This is a genomic window from Mycolicibacterium komossense (genome assembly GCF_025822605.1).
Taxonomy (GTDB): Bacteria; Actinomycetota; Actinomycetes; order Mycobacteriales; family Mycobacteriaceae; genus Mycobacterium; species Mycobacterium komossense.
Map to the genome: position 1 here is coordinate 54,291 of NZ_JACKTY010000028.1, position 16,996 is coordinate 71,286.

The 16,996-nt window shown below is 65.2% G+C and carries 13 protein-coding genes; 4 read left to right on the top strand and 9 right to left on the bottom strand.

Features of this window, described 5'->3' with window-relative positions; translation table 11 throughout:
* Window positions 1-3: 3 nt before the first annotated feature.
* The 4 genes from H7J73_RS11255 to H7J73_RS11270 all read right to left on the bottom strand — a co-directional run bounded on the left by H7J73_RS11255 (window position 4) and on the right by H7J73_RS11270 (window position 4,951).
* The gene (locus H7J73_RS11255) at window positions 4-1,152 is read right to left on the bottom strand and encodes an ABC transporter ATP-binding protein (protein WP_264067441.1); all 1,149 of its coding nucleotides are present in this window, start codon (window positions 1,150-1,152) and stop codon (window positions 4-6) included.
* The gene (locus H7J73_RS11260; RefSeq protein WP_264067442.1) at window positions 1,149-2,801 is read right to left on the bottom strand and encodes an amidohydrolase; all 1,653 of its coding nucleotides are present in this window, start codon (window positions 2,799-2,801) and stop codon (window positions 1,149-1,151) included. Before H7J73_RS11260 ends, H7J73_RS11255 begins: the two co-directional genes overlap by 4 nt.
* A 4-nt stretch (window positions 2,802-2,805) precedes the next feature.
* The gene (locus H7J73_RS11265) at window positions 2,806-3,450 is read right to left on the bottom strand and encodes a type II toxin-antitoxin system RelB family anti-toxin (protein WP_264067444.1); all 645 of its coding nucleotides are present in this window, start codon (window positions 3,448-3,450) and stop codon (window positions 2,806-2,808) included.
* Window positions 3,451-3,730: 280 nt separating this feature from the next.
* Window positions 3,731-4,951, bottom strand: coding sequence for a sensor domain-containing phosphodiesterase (locus H7J73_RS11270; protein WP_264067445.1), 1,221 nt, complete (start codon window positions 4,949-4,951; stop codon window positions 3,731-3,733).
* Window positions 4,952-5,390: 439 nt separating this feature from the next.
* On the opposite strand from H7J73_RS11270, the gene H7J73_RS11275 reads away from it, so the two are divergent.
* A complete protein-coding gene (locus H7J73_RS11275) occupies window positions 5,391-6,512 on the top strand; it encodes an epoxide hydrolase family protein (RefSeq protein WP_264067446.1) in 1,122 nt (373 codons plus the stop codon).
* Window positions 6,513-6,665: 153 nt separating this feature from the next.
* Here H7J73_RS11275 and H7J73_RS11280 read toward each other — a convergent pair whose 3' ends face one another.
* Window positions 6,666-7,034, bottom strand: a complete 369-nt coding sequence (locus H7J73_RS11280; RefSeq protein ID WP_264067447.1) for a VOC family protein — start codon at window positions 7,032-7,034, stop codon at window positions 6,666-6,668.
* Between the two features lie 63 nt (window positions 7,035-7,097).
* Here H7J73_RS11280 and H7J73_RS11285 point away from each other — a divergent pair, with 63 nt between their 5' ends.
* Window positions 7,098-7,547, top strand: coding sequence for a MarR family winged helix-turn-helix transcriptional regulator (locus tag H7J73_RS11285; RefSeq protein ID WP_264067448.1), 450 nt, complete (start codon window positions 7,098-7,100; stop codon window positions 7,545-7,547).
* 9 nt (window positions 7,548-7,556) lie between these two features.
* On the opposite strand, the gene H7J73_RS11290 is transcribed toward H7J73_RS11285, so the two are convergent.
* A complete protein-coding gene (locus H7J73_RS11290) occupies window positions 7,557-8,063 on the bottom strand; it encodes a hypothetical protein (RefSeq protein ID WP_264067450.1) in 507 nt (168 codons plus the stop codon).
* Window positions 8,064-8,269: 206 nt separating this feature from the next.
* Between H7J73_RS11290 and H7J73_RS11295 the strand changes: the two genes are divergently transcribed.
* Together H7J73_RS11295 and H7J73_RS11300 are read left to right on the top strand one after the other, a co-directional pair.
* Entirely contained in the window at window positions 8,270-9,139 is an 870-nt protein-coding gene (locus H7J73_RS11295) for a L,D-transpeptidase (protein ID WP_435405468.1), read from the top strand.
* Between the two features lie 976 nt (window positions 9,140-10,115).
* Window positions 10,116-12,476 (top strand): arylsulfatase, encoded by a 2,361-nt coding sequence (locus tag H7J73_RS11300; RefSeq protein ID WP_264067451.1) that lies wholly within the window; start codon window positions 10,116-10,118, stop codon window positions 12,474-12,476.
* A 47-nt stretch (window positions 12,477-12,523) separates the two neighbouring features.
* Here the strand turns inward: H7J73_RS11300 and H7J73_RS11305 are convergent, their stop codons facing one another.
* The 3 genes from H7J73_RS11305 to H7J73_RS11315 are packed head-to-tail and all read right to left on the bottom strand — an operon-like array spanning window position 12,524 to window position 16,742.
* Window positions 12,524-14,107, bottom strand: a complete 1,584-nt coding sequence (locus H7J73_RS11305; RefSeq protein ID WP_264067452.1) for a diol dehydratase reactivase ATPase-like domain-containing protein — start codon at window positions 14,105-14,107, stop codon at window positions 12,524-12,526.
* Window positions 14,104-14,463: a diol dehydratase small subunit gene (locus H7J73_RS11310; RefSeq protein WP_264067453.1), complete on the bottom strand. Its 360-nt coding sequence runs from the start codon at window positions 14,461-14,463 to the stop codon at window positions 14,104-14,106. Before H7J73_RS11310 ends, H7J73_RS11305 begins: the two co-directional genes overlap by 4 nt.
* Window positions 14,460-16,742, bottom strand: a complete 2,283-nt coding sequence (locus tag H7J73_RS11315; RefSeq protein ID WP_264067454.1) for a propanediol/glycerol family dehydratase large subunit — start codon at window positions 16,740-16,742, stop codon at window positions 14,460-14,462. Before H7J73_RS11315 ends, H7J73_RS11310 begins: the two co-directional genes overlap by 4 nt.
* Between the last annotated feature and the right edge of the window lie 254 nt (window positions 16,743-16,996).

The window sequence follows — 16,996 nt, forward strand, 5'->3', positions numbered from 1 at the left end:
CTATTACGAGGTGAATATCCGAACGGCGTCTGGGGACCACGAACACACCACGGGCGATCCGAGCTCTGTGGGCGGGTTGGCGGAGCGGGGGAGTCGGGCCAGGATCTGGTCGTCGCTGGGCGTGTGGATCACCAATTGCAGGCTGTGTCCCAGTTCGGAAACCCCCAGCAGCGTGCCGGTAACGGAATTGACCGGCGTGTCCGACGCAGGTGCGGGCGGGGGCGCGCTGGTGACGGCCACCGACTCCGGTCTGATTGCCGCGGTGACCTCTGCGCCACTCGCGGCCGCCATGTCGCCCTTGGTCGGGCGCGACGAGTGCAACGAGAGGCCGGCGGTGTGCACGCTCACCCCAGTGCTGTCGAACGACGAGATCGAGCCAACGAAGGAGTTCTGCCGGCCGATGAAACCCGCCACAAAAGCAGACTCGGGCGAATCGTAAATAACGGCGGCCGTGCCGATCTGCTCAATTCGGCCATCCTTCATCACGGCGACCCGGTCGCTCATCGACAATGCTTCCTCCTGGTCGTGCGTCACGAAGATGAAGGTCGTGCCGAGCTCGTGCTGCAGCAGTTTCAGTTCGACTTGCATCTCCTCCCGCAACTTGCGGTCCAGGGCGCTCATCGGTTCGTCGAGCAGCAGTACCGCTGGCCGATTGACAAGAGCTCTCGCCAACGCGATGCGTTGCTGCTGCCCACCGGAGAGCTGTGCCGGCTTTCGATCGGCGAAAGCGGTCATCCGCACCATGTCCAGGGCACGGCTGACTCGGCCGGCTATCTCCGGCCGCGCAACACCCGATCGGCGCAGGCCGTAGGCGACGTTGTCAGCGACTTTCATGTGCGGGAACAACGCATATGCCTGGAACACGGTGTTGACCGAACGTCTGTGCGGCGGCAGGTTCTCGACACTGTGGCCCGAGATCGCGATGGTGCCATCATCGGGAAACTCGAATCCACCGATCATCCGAAGGGTCGTGGTCTTGCCGCACCCGCTCGGTCCCAGCAAGCTGAGGAACTCACCGGGCTGCACGTGAAGACTGACGTTGTCCACGGCGACGGCCGATCCGTACCTTTTGGTCAGCGAGCGCAGTTCCACAGAACCGGGAGCGGCAGCCACCGGCGCAGAGGTTTCGGTGGCCACGTCCATGATGCTCATGCCGATACCAGGGTCGAGGTGGCGGCATAGACTATTTCGCCACCGATGATCGTGTAAATCACAGCGGCCAAACCGATCTCGGCCACGGGGGCAGCGAAGATATCACGGTCGAGGATCACGATGTCGCCGGCCTTGCCGACCTCGATGGTGCCCGAGCGCTGCTCGTCGTGGTTGAGGTAAGCCGTGCCGAGGCTATGCGCGATCAACGCATCGGCGAGGGAGAGTGCCTGCTCGCCGAGGAAGGGCAGCGCCGCCGGGCCCGTAGCTCCGGCGGGAGCCCGGTTGACTCCGGTGTGGATGATCTCCAGCGGATTCGCCGTGCTCACCGGCCAGTCGCTTCCCGAAGCCAGCTGCGATCCTGCCCTCTGCAGTGAACCGAACGGATACTGCCAGCCGGCCCGCCGGGTACCGAGGAACGGGATCGTGAGCAGGTCCATCTGCCCCTCGTGGCGTGCCCACAGCGGCTGCATGTTCGCAACCACCTTCAGTTCGGCGAACCGCGGAATGTCGTCAGGGTGGATCACCTGGATATGCGCAAGCGTGTGGCGAAGATCGCTGTCGCCATTGGCAATTCGGGCTGCCTCCACCGCATCGAGCGACTCGCGCACCGCCCGGTCACCCAGCGCGTGATAGTGCAGCTGGAAGCCGAGGGCGTCGAGTCGGACCGAGATCTCCTTGAGCGTGGTGGGGTCGAGGAAGCTCTTGCCCATGTTCTCTCCGGGGCAGCCGCACGCGTCGAGATAGGGCTCGAGCATTCCTGCTGTGAAGTTCTCGGCGACGCCGTCCTGCATGATCTTGACCGTGGTGGCCCGAAACCCTGCCGCCAGCGCGCGTTCGCGCTTCTCGACGAGCTCGGGGATCTGCTCGAGACCGCGGTTTCGGTCCCACCACAGCGCACCGACGACATGTGCTTTCAGCACCCCGGATGCGGTGGCACGCAGGTAGGAATCGAGGGGGTCGGGGGTGTCGTTGGTGGCACCGACGATGGCGTCCTGCCACCCGGTCACTCCCCAGGCAAACAGTTGCTGCTGAGCGATTTTCAACGCTTCGTCCATATCGTCCTGGGTCGGCAGCGGCATGTGCCGGGCGACCAGACCCATGGCGCCTTCCTGTAGCGTCCCGATTGCGTGGCCGTCGGCGTCGCGTTCGATGCGACCGTCGAACGGGTCCGGCGTCGTGTCGTCGATACCGCCGATCTCCAGGGCTTTGGTGTTGACCCAGGCGCCGTGACCGTCGCGGTTGGGAAAGAACGCCGGCCGGTCGGGAACGACGGCATCCAGCGCCGCAGCCGTCGGCAGCCCACCCGGAAAGGAATCCATCGACCAGCCGCCGCCGCTGATCCACTCCAGCTCGGGGTTGGCCGCAGCGTATTCGGCGATGCGGGTGAGGTAGCCCTCGGCGGTGACATACGGAGTCAGATCGCAGGCGATCATGTCGAGACCGGCGTGATACGGGTGAATATGGCTGTCCTGAAAGCCGGGGGCGACCAGGCCACCAGCCGCGTCGATCTCAACGGCATCGGTTGTGGCCACTGCATCCGCACCGATCGCGGTGATTATGCCGTCTTCGATCAGAACGGGTTCTTCGACGATTCCGGCCGGGGTGAAGACGTGGCCTCCGGTGATCAAAAGGCGGTTGGGAGTAGACATGGTGTCATTCCTTCATCTGGTGTGCGGGGAGCGCGCTGAGTGGATTCGTGTCGAGGGGCGGCGTGAAATGCGAAGTGATCCACATGGCTTGGGCGGGGGTTGCGCCGATGTTCACGACTCGGTGAGGAACCGATGAGAGGTATTCGACGCTGTCGCGTGGCCCGAGGATCAGTGTCTCGGCGGCGATCGAGATTTCGAGGTGGCCGGTGAGCACGTAGAACAGTTCTTGCGCGTTGTCGTGGGCGTACGCGTCGGGGCCGGTCGAGCCGCCCACCTCGAACGTGCCCTCGTACACTTCGAGCTGCTGGAGCGGTGGCCGCGAGAGCAGCAGTTTCTGCAGCCCGCCGTCACTGGAAAAGACCGGCCGCTCGTGCGCCCGCAACACCGGCCGCGCGACGGGTGCTTCGTCGGCAAGCAGGTCGGCCACCGAGATGCCGACAGCCGCCGAGATACGTTTCAGAACTCCCACGGAGACACCGCATTTGCCGTTCTCCAACTGGCTGATGAAGCCTGCGCTCACCCCTGCCCGGGACGCGACGTCCCGGGTGGATAGCCGCGCGCGTTCGCGCGCCTGTCGGAGTCGATTTCCGAGCTGGTCACGCGCTGCAGCGTCGCTGTCGCTCAGGGCAATTGCGGGTTCAGAAAACACGTGCCTCATCTCGTTAAGAGTCACTTAACAGATCGCTTATCGGCGAACAGTAAGTCCACAGCTACCTCGCCGCAAGACAGAAGCCTCAGACGCACGAACTCTTAACACGCCCGAAACGCAGGCGGCCGGTGCTCGCTGTGATCGACGCCGGAGGCCAGGCGACTACCGAAATGCCCACGGCGGCAACGTCCCCGGATCCATCATCCCCAGCACAGGGGGACCTCGACTCCGACTCGCCCTCGCCGGAGGTGCCAAGCACCGGGGAACGAACCCCCGCGAGCTAGGACATTCGGCCTAGGAGGTTGCGCGCGACGGCGGTGACCAGGGAGCGGTCGTAGGTGATGGTGAAGTCGAAGCGCCGGTCGTCATCTGCGCGCCGCTCGTTTTCGACGTCAGCGCGCTCGCGGGCGATGAGCGCCACGCTGAGCTGCGCTCCCAACGCCAGTACGGTCCATTCGGCGCGCAATGGATCAGTCTGGCTGAGGTGGACGCCGCGAATCTTCGGCTCGAGGCAGGGCGGTAAGTGTTCACCGAACATCGCGACCAGCGGCGAGGTTTGAGCGAGGTCGAGGTAACGGCGGCGCGTGGCCGCAGTGAAGTTCTCCGCTTGTTGCAGCGTAGCCAGCACCATCGGCGGGTCAGCGGTGTAGCTGGCCTGATCTTCGATGTGCCGCGAAAACGCCGTCAGAGTCTTTTTGCGCCCGGTTCGCAGTTCCCTATTGCTGGTCAGTAGACCAAACGGTGACCCCGTCACGATTTGCGCCGGCGGATGCTGAGTAGACGGAGACCACGGATGGCTCTCGTTGCCAGGACCCAGATCAGGGTATTTGTAGCCCTGGCAAAGTGTCGCGCCCAGGGCGAGCGCCTGCTCGAGGTGGGCATCGGTTTCGATACCCTCGGCAAGAATCTCCGCACCTGATCGTTCGTGATGGGCCAAGACCGCGGCCAATATCCGGGTTTGGTCTCGGCGGGGCTGGGACTGCACCAGATGGAGGTCCAATTTGATGACATCGGGTGACACGACATCGAGTAGTGCCAGCGAATCCGGGTGCGCGCCAACATCGTCCAGGGCGATAGCGAAACCGTCTCGACGCAGGGCAGCCACTTTGGCCAGCAGTGCTCGCGGATGGGTCAGCAGATTACGTTCGGTCAGTTCGAACATCACCGCCAGTTCGGCCCGTCCGCTGGCTAGTGCGTCGCTGTCTGCCGGCCCGACATAAGCGCTTTCGGGTTCACTGTTGACGGCAAGTAAGGTGCCACGCGGCAACCGGCGTGCCAGGGCTGCGCGCATCGCTGCCTCGATACACCGCTGATCAAGTTCATCCAGCTGCCCGGTGGCCGACGCGTAGGCGAACACGTCCGGAGGATGGGGATTGTTGAGCGACGGCCACCGCGCCAGTGCTTCAAAGCCCACCACCGTCTCGGCTGGCAACGCGATGATCGGCTGCAGCACGGGCACCAGGCCGGCTCCCTGGGTCGCGGCCGCTAGCCGGTCGCCCATCATCGGCCCCATCTGCAGTGCTGGGGTCGGCAACTGGTTCCGGCAAAGCCGGACGACATCAACCCACCACCGAGATCCATCGGCGCCGCGGAGAACCGAACCTGCGTTGCATCGCTGCTCACCCCCTCGTCCACGGGGGTAGACGTTACGGGCCAAGCACCGTACGTCAGCGCGACGGGGCGGAAATCGATGTTCAGTTACTGGGCTCCGGCCCGCGAGATGCGGACACCGTTAAAGCCGTTGCACTGGTGACGGTTTAGGCGACGAAGATTGCGTGGACGCATCAACACCAGACCGGAGAATCTGTCGACAGAGTCTGGCACTCTGTGGGTGGGTGCACATCGCCGGTAGCACGGTGATCGGTCGTCCGGAAGGGGGCCGGTCCCGAAATGACATAGGAGGTAGGTTGCCGTGATTTCGCCTAACAGGGAGCACCACTGTGGTCGCCGAGCCGTTTGAGGTCAGCATCGCCGAAGCCGAGATCGCGGATCTGCGTGACCGGTTGCGACGGACGCGGTGGCCCGAGCGTGAGCCGGTGAACGACTGGTCACAGGGGTTGCCGCTGGCTTACGCGCAGGAGCTCTGCCGCAGCTGGGCCGAGGACTACGATTTCGGGTTCGCCAAGCGGCTCAACGTTTTCCCGCAGTTCCGCGACACGGTCGACGGGCTGGGGATCCATTTCCTGCACGTCCGCTCGCCCGAGTCGGATGCGTTCCCGCTGGTGCTCACGCACGGGTGGCCCGGGTCGGTGCTCGAGTTCCTCCAGATCCTTGGCCCGCTCACCGACCCGCGCGCGCACGGCGAGGATCCAGCGGACGCATTCCACGTGGTCGCGCCATCCTTGCCGGGGTACGGCTGGAGTGACAAGCCGTCGACCACCGGGTGGGGCGTCACTCGCATCGCGCGCGCCTGGGACACGTTGATGGTTTCGCTGGGTTACGAGCGGTACGGCGCGCAGGGCGGTGACTGGGGTTCGGCGGTGTCCGGCGCGCTGGGCGAGGTGGCACCCGAGAGAGTCGCCGGCGTGCACCTGAACATGGGGTCGGTCGCACTGGGCGCATTCGACGACCCGACTCCCGAGGAGCTGGCGAACCTCAAGGCCGCCAAGGAATTCCAGCGCACCGGGCGGGGGTATTCCGGTCAGCAGGCGACACGGCCGCAGACGCTCGGCTACGGCCTCACCGATTCCCCGGCGGGCCAGGCGGCCTGGATCGCCGAGAAGTTCTGGGCCTGGACGGACAACAACGGCCACCCCGAGGACGCGGTGTCGCGGCAAACGATCCTCGACGAGATCTCGGTCTACTGGTTCACCGCATCAGCCACGTCGTCGGCGCGCCTGTACTGGGAGAGCTTCGGCAGTTTCCGAGACAAGGTCACTGCGCCGTCCGGGCTGTCGGTTTACCCGCGAGACATCACCCGCCCGTCGCGACGGGAGGCCGAACTGCGGTTTACCGACCTGCGTTGGTTCGAAGAGCTGCCGCGCGGAGGCCACTTCGCCGCACTGGAGCAGCCGAAGTCACTGGTTGAGCAGGTCCGGGGGTTCTTCCGGCTCGTCCGCTGAACTGAGGTTGTTGCGGACCTGGTGCAAAGCGCAGCCGCCGGAGAGGGCGCGGTGTTCAACGCCGAGATTTCGACGGCCATCGACGAACGCAACGCAAGGACGGGTTCATCGTCGTGACGTGTGACCGCTGACTGTTCGGAGACGTGTGGCTGATCAGGCCCGGTCGTGGAGAGTGATCTGGTAGCCGTCGGGGTCGGCGAAGGTGAATGTCCGACCGAACGGACCGTCAATCGGCGCGGAGACGATGGTGTGACCGTCGGCGGCGAGTGCGTCGTGGATGGCCTGGACGCCGTTGGCGTGCAGCCAGATCGCGGCGCCGATGCCGGGCTGAACAACGGATGCGAGGTCGGTACCGGGAACGACGTCGCGCAGTGCGAACGCGATCGGCGTCGTCTCGAAGACGACCGCGTGCGGAGGTCCGGCCTGCGAGCGGACGAGGCCGAGGTATTTCTCGTAGAACGCCTGCGATGCGTCGAGGTCGCGCGCTTGAAGCGAGATGAAGTCGGGACCGGTGGCGGGCACAATGATGCTCCTTCTGTCTGTGTCAATTTACTGACACGAATCAACGTATGTCAGAATGCTGACATGAGTCAAGATGGTGTCGGCGTTGACCTGGAGACGTCACTGGGTTATGTCCTGAAAGAGGCGTCGAGCGTCCTGCGCTCCGCCATGGAGGAGGTGTTGCGGCCGCTAGGGATGAGCGTGACGCGCTACTCCTGCCTCGAGTTGCTTGCTCAACGACCGGGCCTGAGTAACTCCGAGCTCGCGCGGGGCGCGTTCGTGACACGGCAGTCGATGAACGTATTGCTCCAGGCTCTCGAACGCGAGGGCTACGTGACCAGGCCTGCGGACGCACCTGTCGGGAAGGTACTTCCCGCGCGACTCACCCCTCGCGGTCGACGCAGTCTGGAGAAGGCGTCTGCAGCGGTCCGATCGGTCGAGACCCGAATGCTGGCCGGCATGACCAAGTCCGAGCAGTCGGGAGCGTTCCGGATCCTGCAGAGCATGATCCATTCGCTGCGTGATGGTTCGTAGTGCCGAGGTCTAGACCCGACCCGCGAATGCGTGTAGTGCCTGCACGAGGGCGTTGGGTCCGGTCATGGTGATTTCGCCTAGTGTGCTGCGCCCGGACAGCCATCGGACAAGGTCCGGGGGAGTTCCCGGCACGGCGTGGGAGCCATTGTCGACGCCGATGAGATCGTCGTGATGCGTCCAATGCTCGAACATAGTCAATGGCGCTACCCGCGGCCGCAGCAGGAGCCGCGGCATGGGCCGACGCAACCTGTCCATAAGTGCCGCAAAGCCGTGTCGACGCTCCAGGCGCAGGGCGGTGTCGACCATCTTTGGCGTACCCGTCACTGAAATGCCCTGTGCTACTGGGGATCTGGCGAGAAAAGTCGTCACACCACCGTTGCGTTCCTCACCCACCAGCTGGGCCGCAAGGTCCAGTGCAGTCCACTCACCGCACGCGGTACGAGCCGCCGGACCCACGTCGATCAACGACACCGTGAGTGCCGCCCGCTCGGCCGCGACCTCCTCTGCAATGGTCATGACCACAGTGTTACTGCATGGCCGACGGCGGTCGTCATATTTCCGATCATGTGACGGATATCTGGGGCACGCCGGGTTGCTCACCAGATGCGATCAGATGGGTTCGCCCACCGCGCACATGTAGCTTCGCAGCTGACAGTCCACCCACGGGGAGCGGACCTATCGTAGGAAGTATCTTTGCCCCGACTCAATCACAGGAGTTGCCGATGACACGTGCGTTCCGCACGCCCATGATGCTGTCGGCGGCGACGCTGCTGATCGCGATGCTCGCCGGCCCCACCGACTCGGCACGCGCTGACGACGACCCGGGGCCGCCGCCGGGATATTCACTGACATCCACCTCCGGCGCCCCGCTCACTAACGGCGGAACCTACGGCATCGGGGTAGTGATCGTTGCGCACTTCGCGGCGCCGGTCGCCGACCGCGGTGCCGCCGAGCAGCAACTCGCGGTATCCACCTCCCCGCCGGTGTCGGGCGCCTGGCATTGGGTCAATGACACCACCGCACACTGGCGCCCCCCGCAGTACTACGCGCCGGGCACCGTGGTCACCGTGGGTCAAGACGCGCCGCTGACCTTCACGATCGGCGCCTCCCACGTGTCGATCGCCGACGATGCCACCAAGCAAGTCAGTGTCTACGACGGGGGAGTGCTGGCCCGAACCATGCCCACCTCGATGGGTCGGGGCGGAACCGACACCGTCGGCGACAAGACCATTAGCTTCTGGACCCAGCCAGGTGTCTACACGGTGCTCGACAAAAGCAATCCAGTGGTGATGGACTCCTCGACATTCGGGCTGCCCATCAACTCCCACCTGGGCTACAAGGAGTCGATCAACTACGCCGTGCGCATCAGTACCGACGGCGTCTACCTGCACGAGCTAGACAGCACGGTGTGGGCACAGGGCAACACCGACACCAGCCACGGATGCCTGAACCTCAACCGCGACAACGCCACCTGGTTCTACAACTTCTCGGTGCCCGGCGACGTCGTCGAAGTGCGGCATTCCGGCGGCAAGCCGCTGCAGCTATGGCAAAACGGCGACTGGAGCGTGCCCTGGGATCAGTGGGCTACCTAGCATCGAGTACGCCCGTGGCGGGAGCGCTGCTCCGCAGCGGCCGTCGCGCTGACCTGGTGGACCATCAGCGCGGCACTGTCGTCGTCCACATCGCGCGACGGGCAAGAAACGACCAGAGCGATGGATTTGATCGGTCTTTGGTCCAGATCTACAGCTCGTGGCCGGACCCATGGCTCGTCGCCGCTCATGCTGCAGCGGCGACGACCAGCGTCGGATTGACCGTTGCTCACCGTCCGGGTGTGATGGCGCCGCCCGGCGTGACGGCGATTTCTCGGACAAGGCGCAGCGGTACGCCCGCGCCAAGGAGTATCTCGAGATTTTCGTACGTGCGCTTACCGCAGACGAACCATTCGACTACCAAGGCCAGTGGTTCAAGGTCGAGGACGCTTGGTCCGGGTTTGAACCCACCCAGCAACCGATCCCACCACACACGCTTCAGCCGAGCTGCGCACTTTGGCGGCGGTATATCACCGCGAAATAAAGCTATGGAAGCAATTCTTCGTGCTCCTAGCCGATTCCGACCGGGAAGCGCGCCAAACCTTGGAAGAGTTCCGACGCCATGGGAATGAGATCCTCGAGACCCGCTCCGTCGAGGAACTGCGCGAGTCTGCTCAAATCGCCTGTGAACACCAACGCGAACTCGCAGGCACCTATGACATCCGTGATGCGGCGCGCCAGTATCTGACGTGCAGTCTGGCAACGCTGTTCGTTGGTTCGGTCGACACGGTCGCCGGGCAGATAAGTGCATATCAACGCGTGGATCGATGTCCTCAATGTTGTCGCACTAGACGAGACTGCCCAAGACCGGACACTCCGCGCTCGTCTCCTACGCGAATTACGTCGGTGATCGATCCTCGAAGTTCGCCGGTTATCAGTGGGGCCGTCGGGGAGGCCGAATGGCGGGCGGCGTCGGGTACATTCGCCTGGGCTCGTCGTGTGCGCGAGGGCGCATGCAGCTTCAAGGAGAGGAGCGGCTATGCCTCCTGCCGCGACCGGCAATGGCAGCGCGGGTACCGAGGGCGTGATTGCTCCGGTGTTGCCCGACGGTGCGACACTGCCGTTCCCGCCGACGCCGTCGGCGAGCATCGCCGGCAGGACGCTGCAAGAGTCGACCTACGCCCAACGCGTCATCCCGCCTCGGCTGCACAAGGACTCACCGAACATCGTCATCGTGCTCATCGACGATGCTGGCCCCGGTCTGCCTACCACGTTCGGTGGGGAGGTCACGACCACCACCATGGATCGTATCTGCTGTGAAGGTGTGTCCTACAACCGATTTCATACGACCGCTATGTGTTCCCCGACGCGAGCCTCGTTGCTGACCGGGCGCAACCACCACGAGATCGGCAACGGCCAGATCGCCGAACTGGCCAATGACTGGGACGGCTACTCCGGGCATATCCCGCCCAGCAGCGCCCTGGCCGCCGAGGTCCTCAAGGATTACGGCTACAGCACCGCCGCATTCGGCAAATGGCACAACACCCCCGCAGAGGAGACCACCGCAGCCGGCCCGTTCGAGAACTGGCCCACCGGACTGGGTTTCGAGTACTTCTACGGGTTCCTCGCGGGCGAAGCCTCGCAGTACGAACCGAACCTGGTCCGCAATACCACCGTGGTGCTGCCGCCCAAGACTCCCGAGGAGGGCTATCACCTCTCCGAGGACCTGGCCGACGATGCCATCGGCTGGCTGCGCAACCACAAGGCGCTGCAAGCTGACAAGCCGTTCTTCATGTACTGGGCCAGCGGCTGCTTACACGGCCCGCACCACATCATGAAGGAGTGGGCCGACAAGTACGCGGGCAAGTTCGACGACGGCTGGGACGCCTACCGGGAGCGGGTGTTTGACCGCGCCAAGGACAGGGGGTGGATTCCGCAGAACTGCGAACTCACCGCGCGTGATGAGACATTGGCGTCCTGGGACAGCATCCCCGAGGACGAGAAGCCGTTCCAACGCCGCCTGATGGAGGTGGCCGCCGGGTACGCCGAACACGTCGACGTCCAAGTCGGCCGCCTCGCCGACGAACTCGACCGCCTCGGTTACGCCGACAACACGATTTTCATCTACATCTGGGGCGACAACGGGTCCTCCGGGGAAGGCCAGAACGGCACCATCGCCGAACTCCTTGCCCAGAACGGCATCCCGACCACCGTTCGCCAACACATCGACGCCCTCGAGGAGCTCGGCGGCCTCGATGTGCTCGGTTCGCCGAAGGTCGACAACCAATACCACGCCGGCTGGGCGTGGGCGGGTGTCACGCCCTACAAGGGCATGAAGCTGCTCGCGTCACATCTGGGGGGTACCCGCAACCCGATGGCGATCCGCTGGCCCAAGAAGGTCGCGGCGGACCCAGTGCCCCGCGATCAGTTCCTGCACTGCACCGACCTGGTGCCCACCCTGTACGACATCCTGGGCATCGTGGCGCCGCTGCACGTCAACGGGGTCCAGCAGGTTCCCATCGCTGGGGCGAGCTTCGCGGCCACCCTCACCGACCGCTCAGCGGCGGGCGGGAAGAAGACACAGTACTTCGAGGTCATGGGCAGCCGGTCGATCTATCACGACGGGTGGATGGCGTCGGCGTTCGGACCCCGCACACCCTGGCTGCCGGGCCTGCCCGAGGGGTTCGAGTCCTGGACCCCGGACAATGACCGCTGGGAGCTCTATCACCTCGACGAGGACTGGTCACAAGCCCACGATCTGGCCGCCGAGATGCCCGAGAAGCTCGCCCAGATGCGCGAACTGTTCGCCATCGAAGCCGCACGCAACAAGGTGTTGCCCGTCGGCGGTGGGCTGTGGGTGCCGGTGTATCACCCCGAATTTCGCATCGCCCCGCCCTATACCGAGTGGGAGTTCTCCGGCGATCTCACCCGCATGCCGGAGTTCTGCGCCCCGTCGCTGGGCAACAGGAACAACTCTGTGACCATCGAGGCCGACCTGCCCGCCAACGCCAACGGGGTGCTCTACGCACTGGGCGGGGTAGCCGGCGGAGTCACCTGCTACCTCGATGACGGCTACCTCTGCTACGAGTACAACCTGTTCATCCTCATGCGCACCAAGGCCCGCTCAGTCAGCAGGCTTCCCGCTGGAAACACGACCATCGTCGTGGAGACCACCTACGCCGAACAGCGGCCCGGCGGCCCGCTGGACATCACTCTGCGAGCCGCCGACGAGGTCGTTGCACAATGCCACGTGCCGATCAGCGCCTCGCTGCTGTTCACCGCCAACGACTGCCTCGACATCGGCACCTGCCTTGGCTCCCCGGTATCCATGGACTACTACGACAAAGCACCATTCCCGTTCGAAGGGCACATCGAGCGCGTCCACGTCGCCTATCGGTAACCCTCAATTCGAAACCCGCCGTATTCATCACAGCTTGGCGACAACCCTCAGGCCGCCAGGACCACGAGCCCGTAGGCAACGGCGAAGCGATGGCCCAGCTCCCCGCGCACGTTGCCGCGCCCGACGGTGACCTGGTGGCCGAGCTGTTCGCTGACCGCTCGGACGAGCTCGTCGTCACTGGCTCCGCCACCGACCAGCAGTACTCCGGCGGCGCCGGGGGCCACCTGGTGGATACCCCTCATCACGTTGCCGCCGATGACCAGCCGCTTGGCCGCGAGTCGCCAGCTGCGCCATTCCGCGCCGGAAAGCCGCGACGTGAATGGCAGCAGACCACTGGGTGCCGAGGTCAGCAACCACCCCGTGCATCGGCCGTCGATCGGCTTGTCGAGGAACTGCCGCCGACCGTGTTCGTCCTCGACGAGTTGGACGGTGACAGCGGAGAGCGCCTCCGCCCGTTTCGCATATTCGGCCGCGCTCTTGGAAACGTCCAGTGCGGCGGCCGTGGCGGCGGTGAGCAGCTGCCCTGCGCCCGGCAAGACGACGCGCGATCCGTAGCTTACGACGTCGACGGTTCCCCCTCCGACGTCCACCACCACGACGTCGGACGTGACACCGGGGGTGGTGAGCGCGCCGATACGCGCGGCAGCGGCTTCCGAGTCGATCCGTGTCACCGGAACCCCAAGGGCGCTGCTGAGCGCATCGGCGTCGGCCGGCGGTTCCTCCACGCCGCCCATGGTGGCCATCACCAGACTGTCCACCTCAACCGACCCGCGTCGCGAGTTGGCTTGTGCCGCAATGTCTGCCAGTTGGACGACGTAGGCCTGATCGGTCTGCGCGGCCGACAGCACGGCCGGTTCGAGAACCCGACGGGGCGAGTCGTCGGCGGGCACCGGCGTGGAGCGCCCGAGCGAGATCACCGCGCACGCGCTGTCGAAGAGCTGGTCGGCAACGATACGGGCATCGCCGCGTTCGTCGTCGCGGAGGCCGAACACGTCGGCGAGCCAGAAGGGGTCGGTGAGCCGTTGCAGCGGTGCGAAACCCTGGCGTACCTCGACCGCGATCAGTGTTGCCGACAGTAGGGGCTGCACGTCGATGTCGTCGATCACCGGCAGACCGGTCCGTAGCCGGTTGGACACCAGCACGGCCTCGTCGTTGGCCGTCAGCACCGCAACCACGTTTCGGCCGTCATCGACCGCCGCATTCACCAGGGCCGCCACCTCGAGGTAACCCCACTCCGCGGTCGCGCAGGCGACCATCGGGCGGTCGGAGTCGGCATGGGCGAGTTGTTCGACCGGCACCGGAACTCCGACACCGGCGGCATCGCCCGCGGTGGTCGCTGCCGAGCGGGTGGCGATGGTGAGCCGTCCGGTGCGCGGGGTCTGCAGTTGGACGCGTCCGACTGTCGAGTGGACGGGTGGCGTCGGGGCGAAGGCGGCCCGTTCGACGACCAGTCCGCGAGCATCTGCCAGGCGGCGGGCCAGCTGCGCGGCGCGTTGGACGGCACCCAGTGATCCCTTGCCGCCGCGCGTGGGGGTGCGTGCGCTGGCCAGCACGTCGAGCCCCACGGAGTCTCCGCAGAGGACCACCTCGGTGGTGGCGTTGCCGATGTCGACACCGGCCCAGATGGTCATTTCAGCAGGCCACGCCGCTGGTAGACCGCTGCGGCTTCACGAACGAGTTCTGCGCAGGTGGGTGCCTTCTGCTCGGCAAGCCGCTGCGCCAGCTCTTCCAGCTCCGCGAACGTGGAGCGTCCCGGTCGCAGCGCCTCGTAGGCCGACAGCATGTCCTCGGCACTGAGTGCGGTCATCTCGGCCGCGCGTCGAAGGTTCATCCCCAACTGGATCGAGCCGCTGCGCTGCGCGGTGTCCGCCTGAGCCAGCAGGGTCTCCCGGCTGATCCGGATATCGTCCAGAGTCAAATCGCCGGAGCGGGCTGCCTCGACGGTCACATCGCCGATGCTGCGACCCGAATGTGAGGTAATGGTCATCGCGTGAACTCCATTTCAACGTGCGTGCTGATCTCATCGCCTGTGCGGGGTGCGGACTGCTCCCGTTCGATGGCAACCATGGAAACGACTCTGGTGTGGTATCGGGCGGTGATCGCCTCCTCGGTGTAGGCGTTGCGCATCGGGGCGGGCGTTGTGCCCTTGGCGTGCCGGCCGGCATTGATGCCGATCAACCGATACATCTCCGGGGTGATCAGCGGCGCGATGCTGAGCAGTTCGAGGTTGGCCAGCGGAGACAGGTCGCGACGGTGAATTATCGTGGTGCCCTTGGCCTGTAGCCCCACCGAGATCCCGGACCCGGACAGTTGCGCCGCGGACTTCCCGATCGCGCCGAGGTCGATGCTGTCGGTGATCCGCACCAGCCGCGCTACGCAGTGTTCCTCCTCCAGGCCGGCGAGAATCTGCTCGAGCACGTCGTAGATGGTCAGGCCCGACAGGGCCTGAAACAGCTTGGTACCGAACGCGGGTGAGACACCGATGACGACCTCCCGCGGATCCTCGCCGACGCCGGCCGGCCCAAGGTCCACCAAGCGGCCCGGCCGGGCGAAGGTCGCCTGCTCCCTGACCAGGTCGGCCACCGACCGCGCCTGCCGCACGGCGTCGATCTGGGCCTGGCGCTCCGCCGTCGGCCGGTACCCCGTTCCCGGCCCGCGGTAGTCATTGGGATCCGTCAACGACGACAGCACGTTCATCTCCTCGTCGAAGATCGCGGCAGTCTGTAGATAGTCGCCGGCGACCCGGGCCGTGGCCATGCCCAGAACCCGATCCGCGATGTCACCGAAACCGGTCTCGGCGAGCGCACCCACCACGTCCAGCACCGTGAGTCCCGACTGCTCGATCATCCTGGCCGCACTCAGCACCTTCACGCCGTCGGTCTGCGGTAGGTCCTTCGAACCCGCCGCTCCGACAACAGCTTCCACGTGTTCGTCATCGAAGTCTGCGAGCCCGAGGTACTCGAAGACTGCCCGAGTGGCTTCGGCGGCATGCCGGCGCATGGCCTCAAGGGTGGTTGGGTCGACCGACCGCAGGCCACCATCGACACCCCAGTCGCGCTGTAGGACGAGGTAGTCGTCGAGATCGCTGGCATTGAAGTTCGATGGTCCAAACATGTTGTCGTAGGCCACAACCGAGCCGAATCCGGAGAAGATGAAGTCCGAACCGGATAGCAGCACCGGCAACGTCCGGCTGGTCCGGCGCATCGTGGACTCGGACATCAAACTGTCGTTGCCGCTGCAGGACTCGAGCCCACGGAGCATGACCATGAGGTTCTCGGCGATCAGTTCTCGAACCCCTCCGGGCACCGACGCTGTGATGCCGGCACCGTCGATGCCGCCGTTCTGCACGCCCTGCGCTCCGATGCCCTTGGCCAGGGCTACACACCGGGACTCCAGATAGTTCATCGACTTTCGCTCGGCCTGGCCCATGAGCACCTCGGAGCCCGCCCCGCTGGACAGTCGCATCTTGATGCCCCGGGAGGCATATGACGAGGTCAAGAACGCTTTCGACCACGGAGTGTCATCACCGTCGGTGAAGACCTGCTCGGTACCGTAGACCGATACCGTCTCGGCGTAGGAGACCAATCCGCGCACGCCCAGCTCCAGTTCACGGGCCTCTTCGACAGAGCACTGCGTCAACGCACCGGGGGCAGGCACCTGGGAGCCGATCAGGAGCCCCACGGCGACGGCCGGGGCGTCGTCGAGAACCGGGACGGTCGCCTCCAGCTCCCGGAATCCGTAGACCACTGCGGTGGCCGCGTCGGCTGCGATCAGCAACGGGTCGTCGAGACGATTGGTGACGTGGGCTTGATTCGCCGGAGTCCGACGTGACCGCATCTTCATCATCGCCATCTGGATTTCGACGGGCTGCAACATCGCGACAACGCGGGCCATCTTGGCCGGGGTGAGTCCTGCGCAGACAGCCAGCACCTGCTCGCGCGGAACGCTCGAATCGACGATCAGCCGAGCCAGATCAACCTCACCCATCGCCATCGATCTGGGTGCCTCGGTGTGGTCGATCGCATAGCGCACGATGAACTCGTCGATCGTGTCGAACTGTTCGGCCGGCGTCGAGTCCATCTCCAGCACGGTGCCGTCCTCGGCCACGACCCACGACGGTTCCGGGTCGTTGGGCGAAAGGTGCGAGATCATTCCCAGTTCCGGGTCTGCCTCGGCGAAGCCGTCGAGGTTGACGCGCTGCTCATCGAGCATCCGAATGCGTCCCAGCCGGTGGTCCTGTTCGATCTCGGTGCTGCCCAGGTGCATGCGCTCGCCGTACCTCTCCTGTTGTGTGACGGACCCAGCATCGACCGAACACCGGGGCGAGGCAACGACGTATGCAGACCTTCCAACAATCTGTTTGATGCGGGATGCGGACCGCTCGCACCCGTGTGACCTGGCCTACAACAAGGTGTTGGAAAGTGCCGCACCGCTCTGGCAGATTGCGCGTCCTTCTCGCAGACTTGCCCGGAATTCGACGGAGCCGGCAATCTGCGGCTCTGCTGGCAGAGGAGGATCAG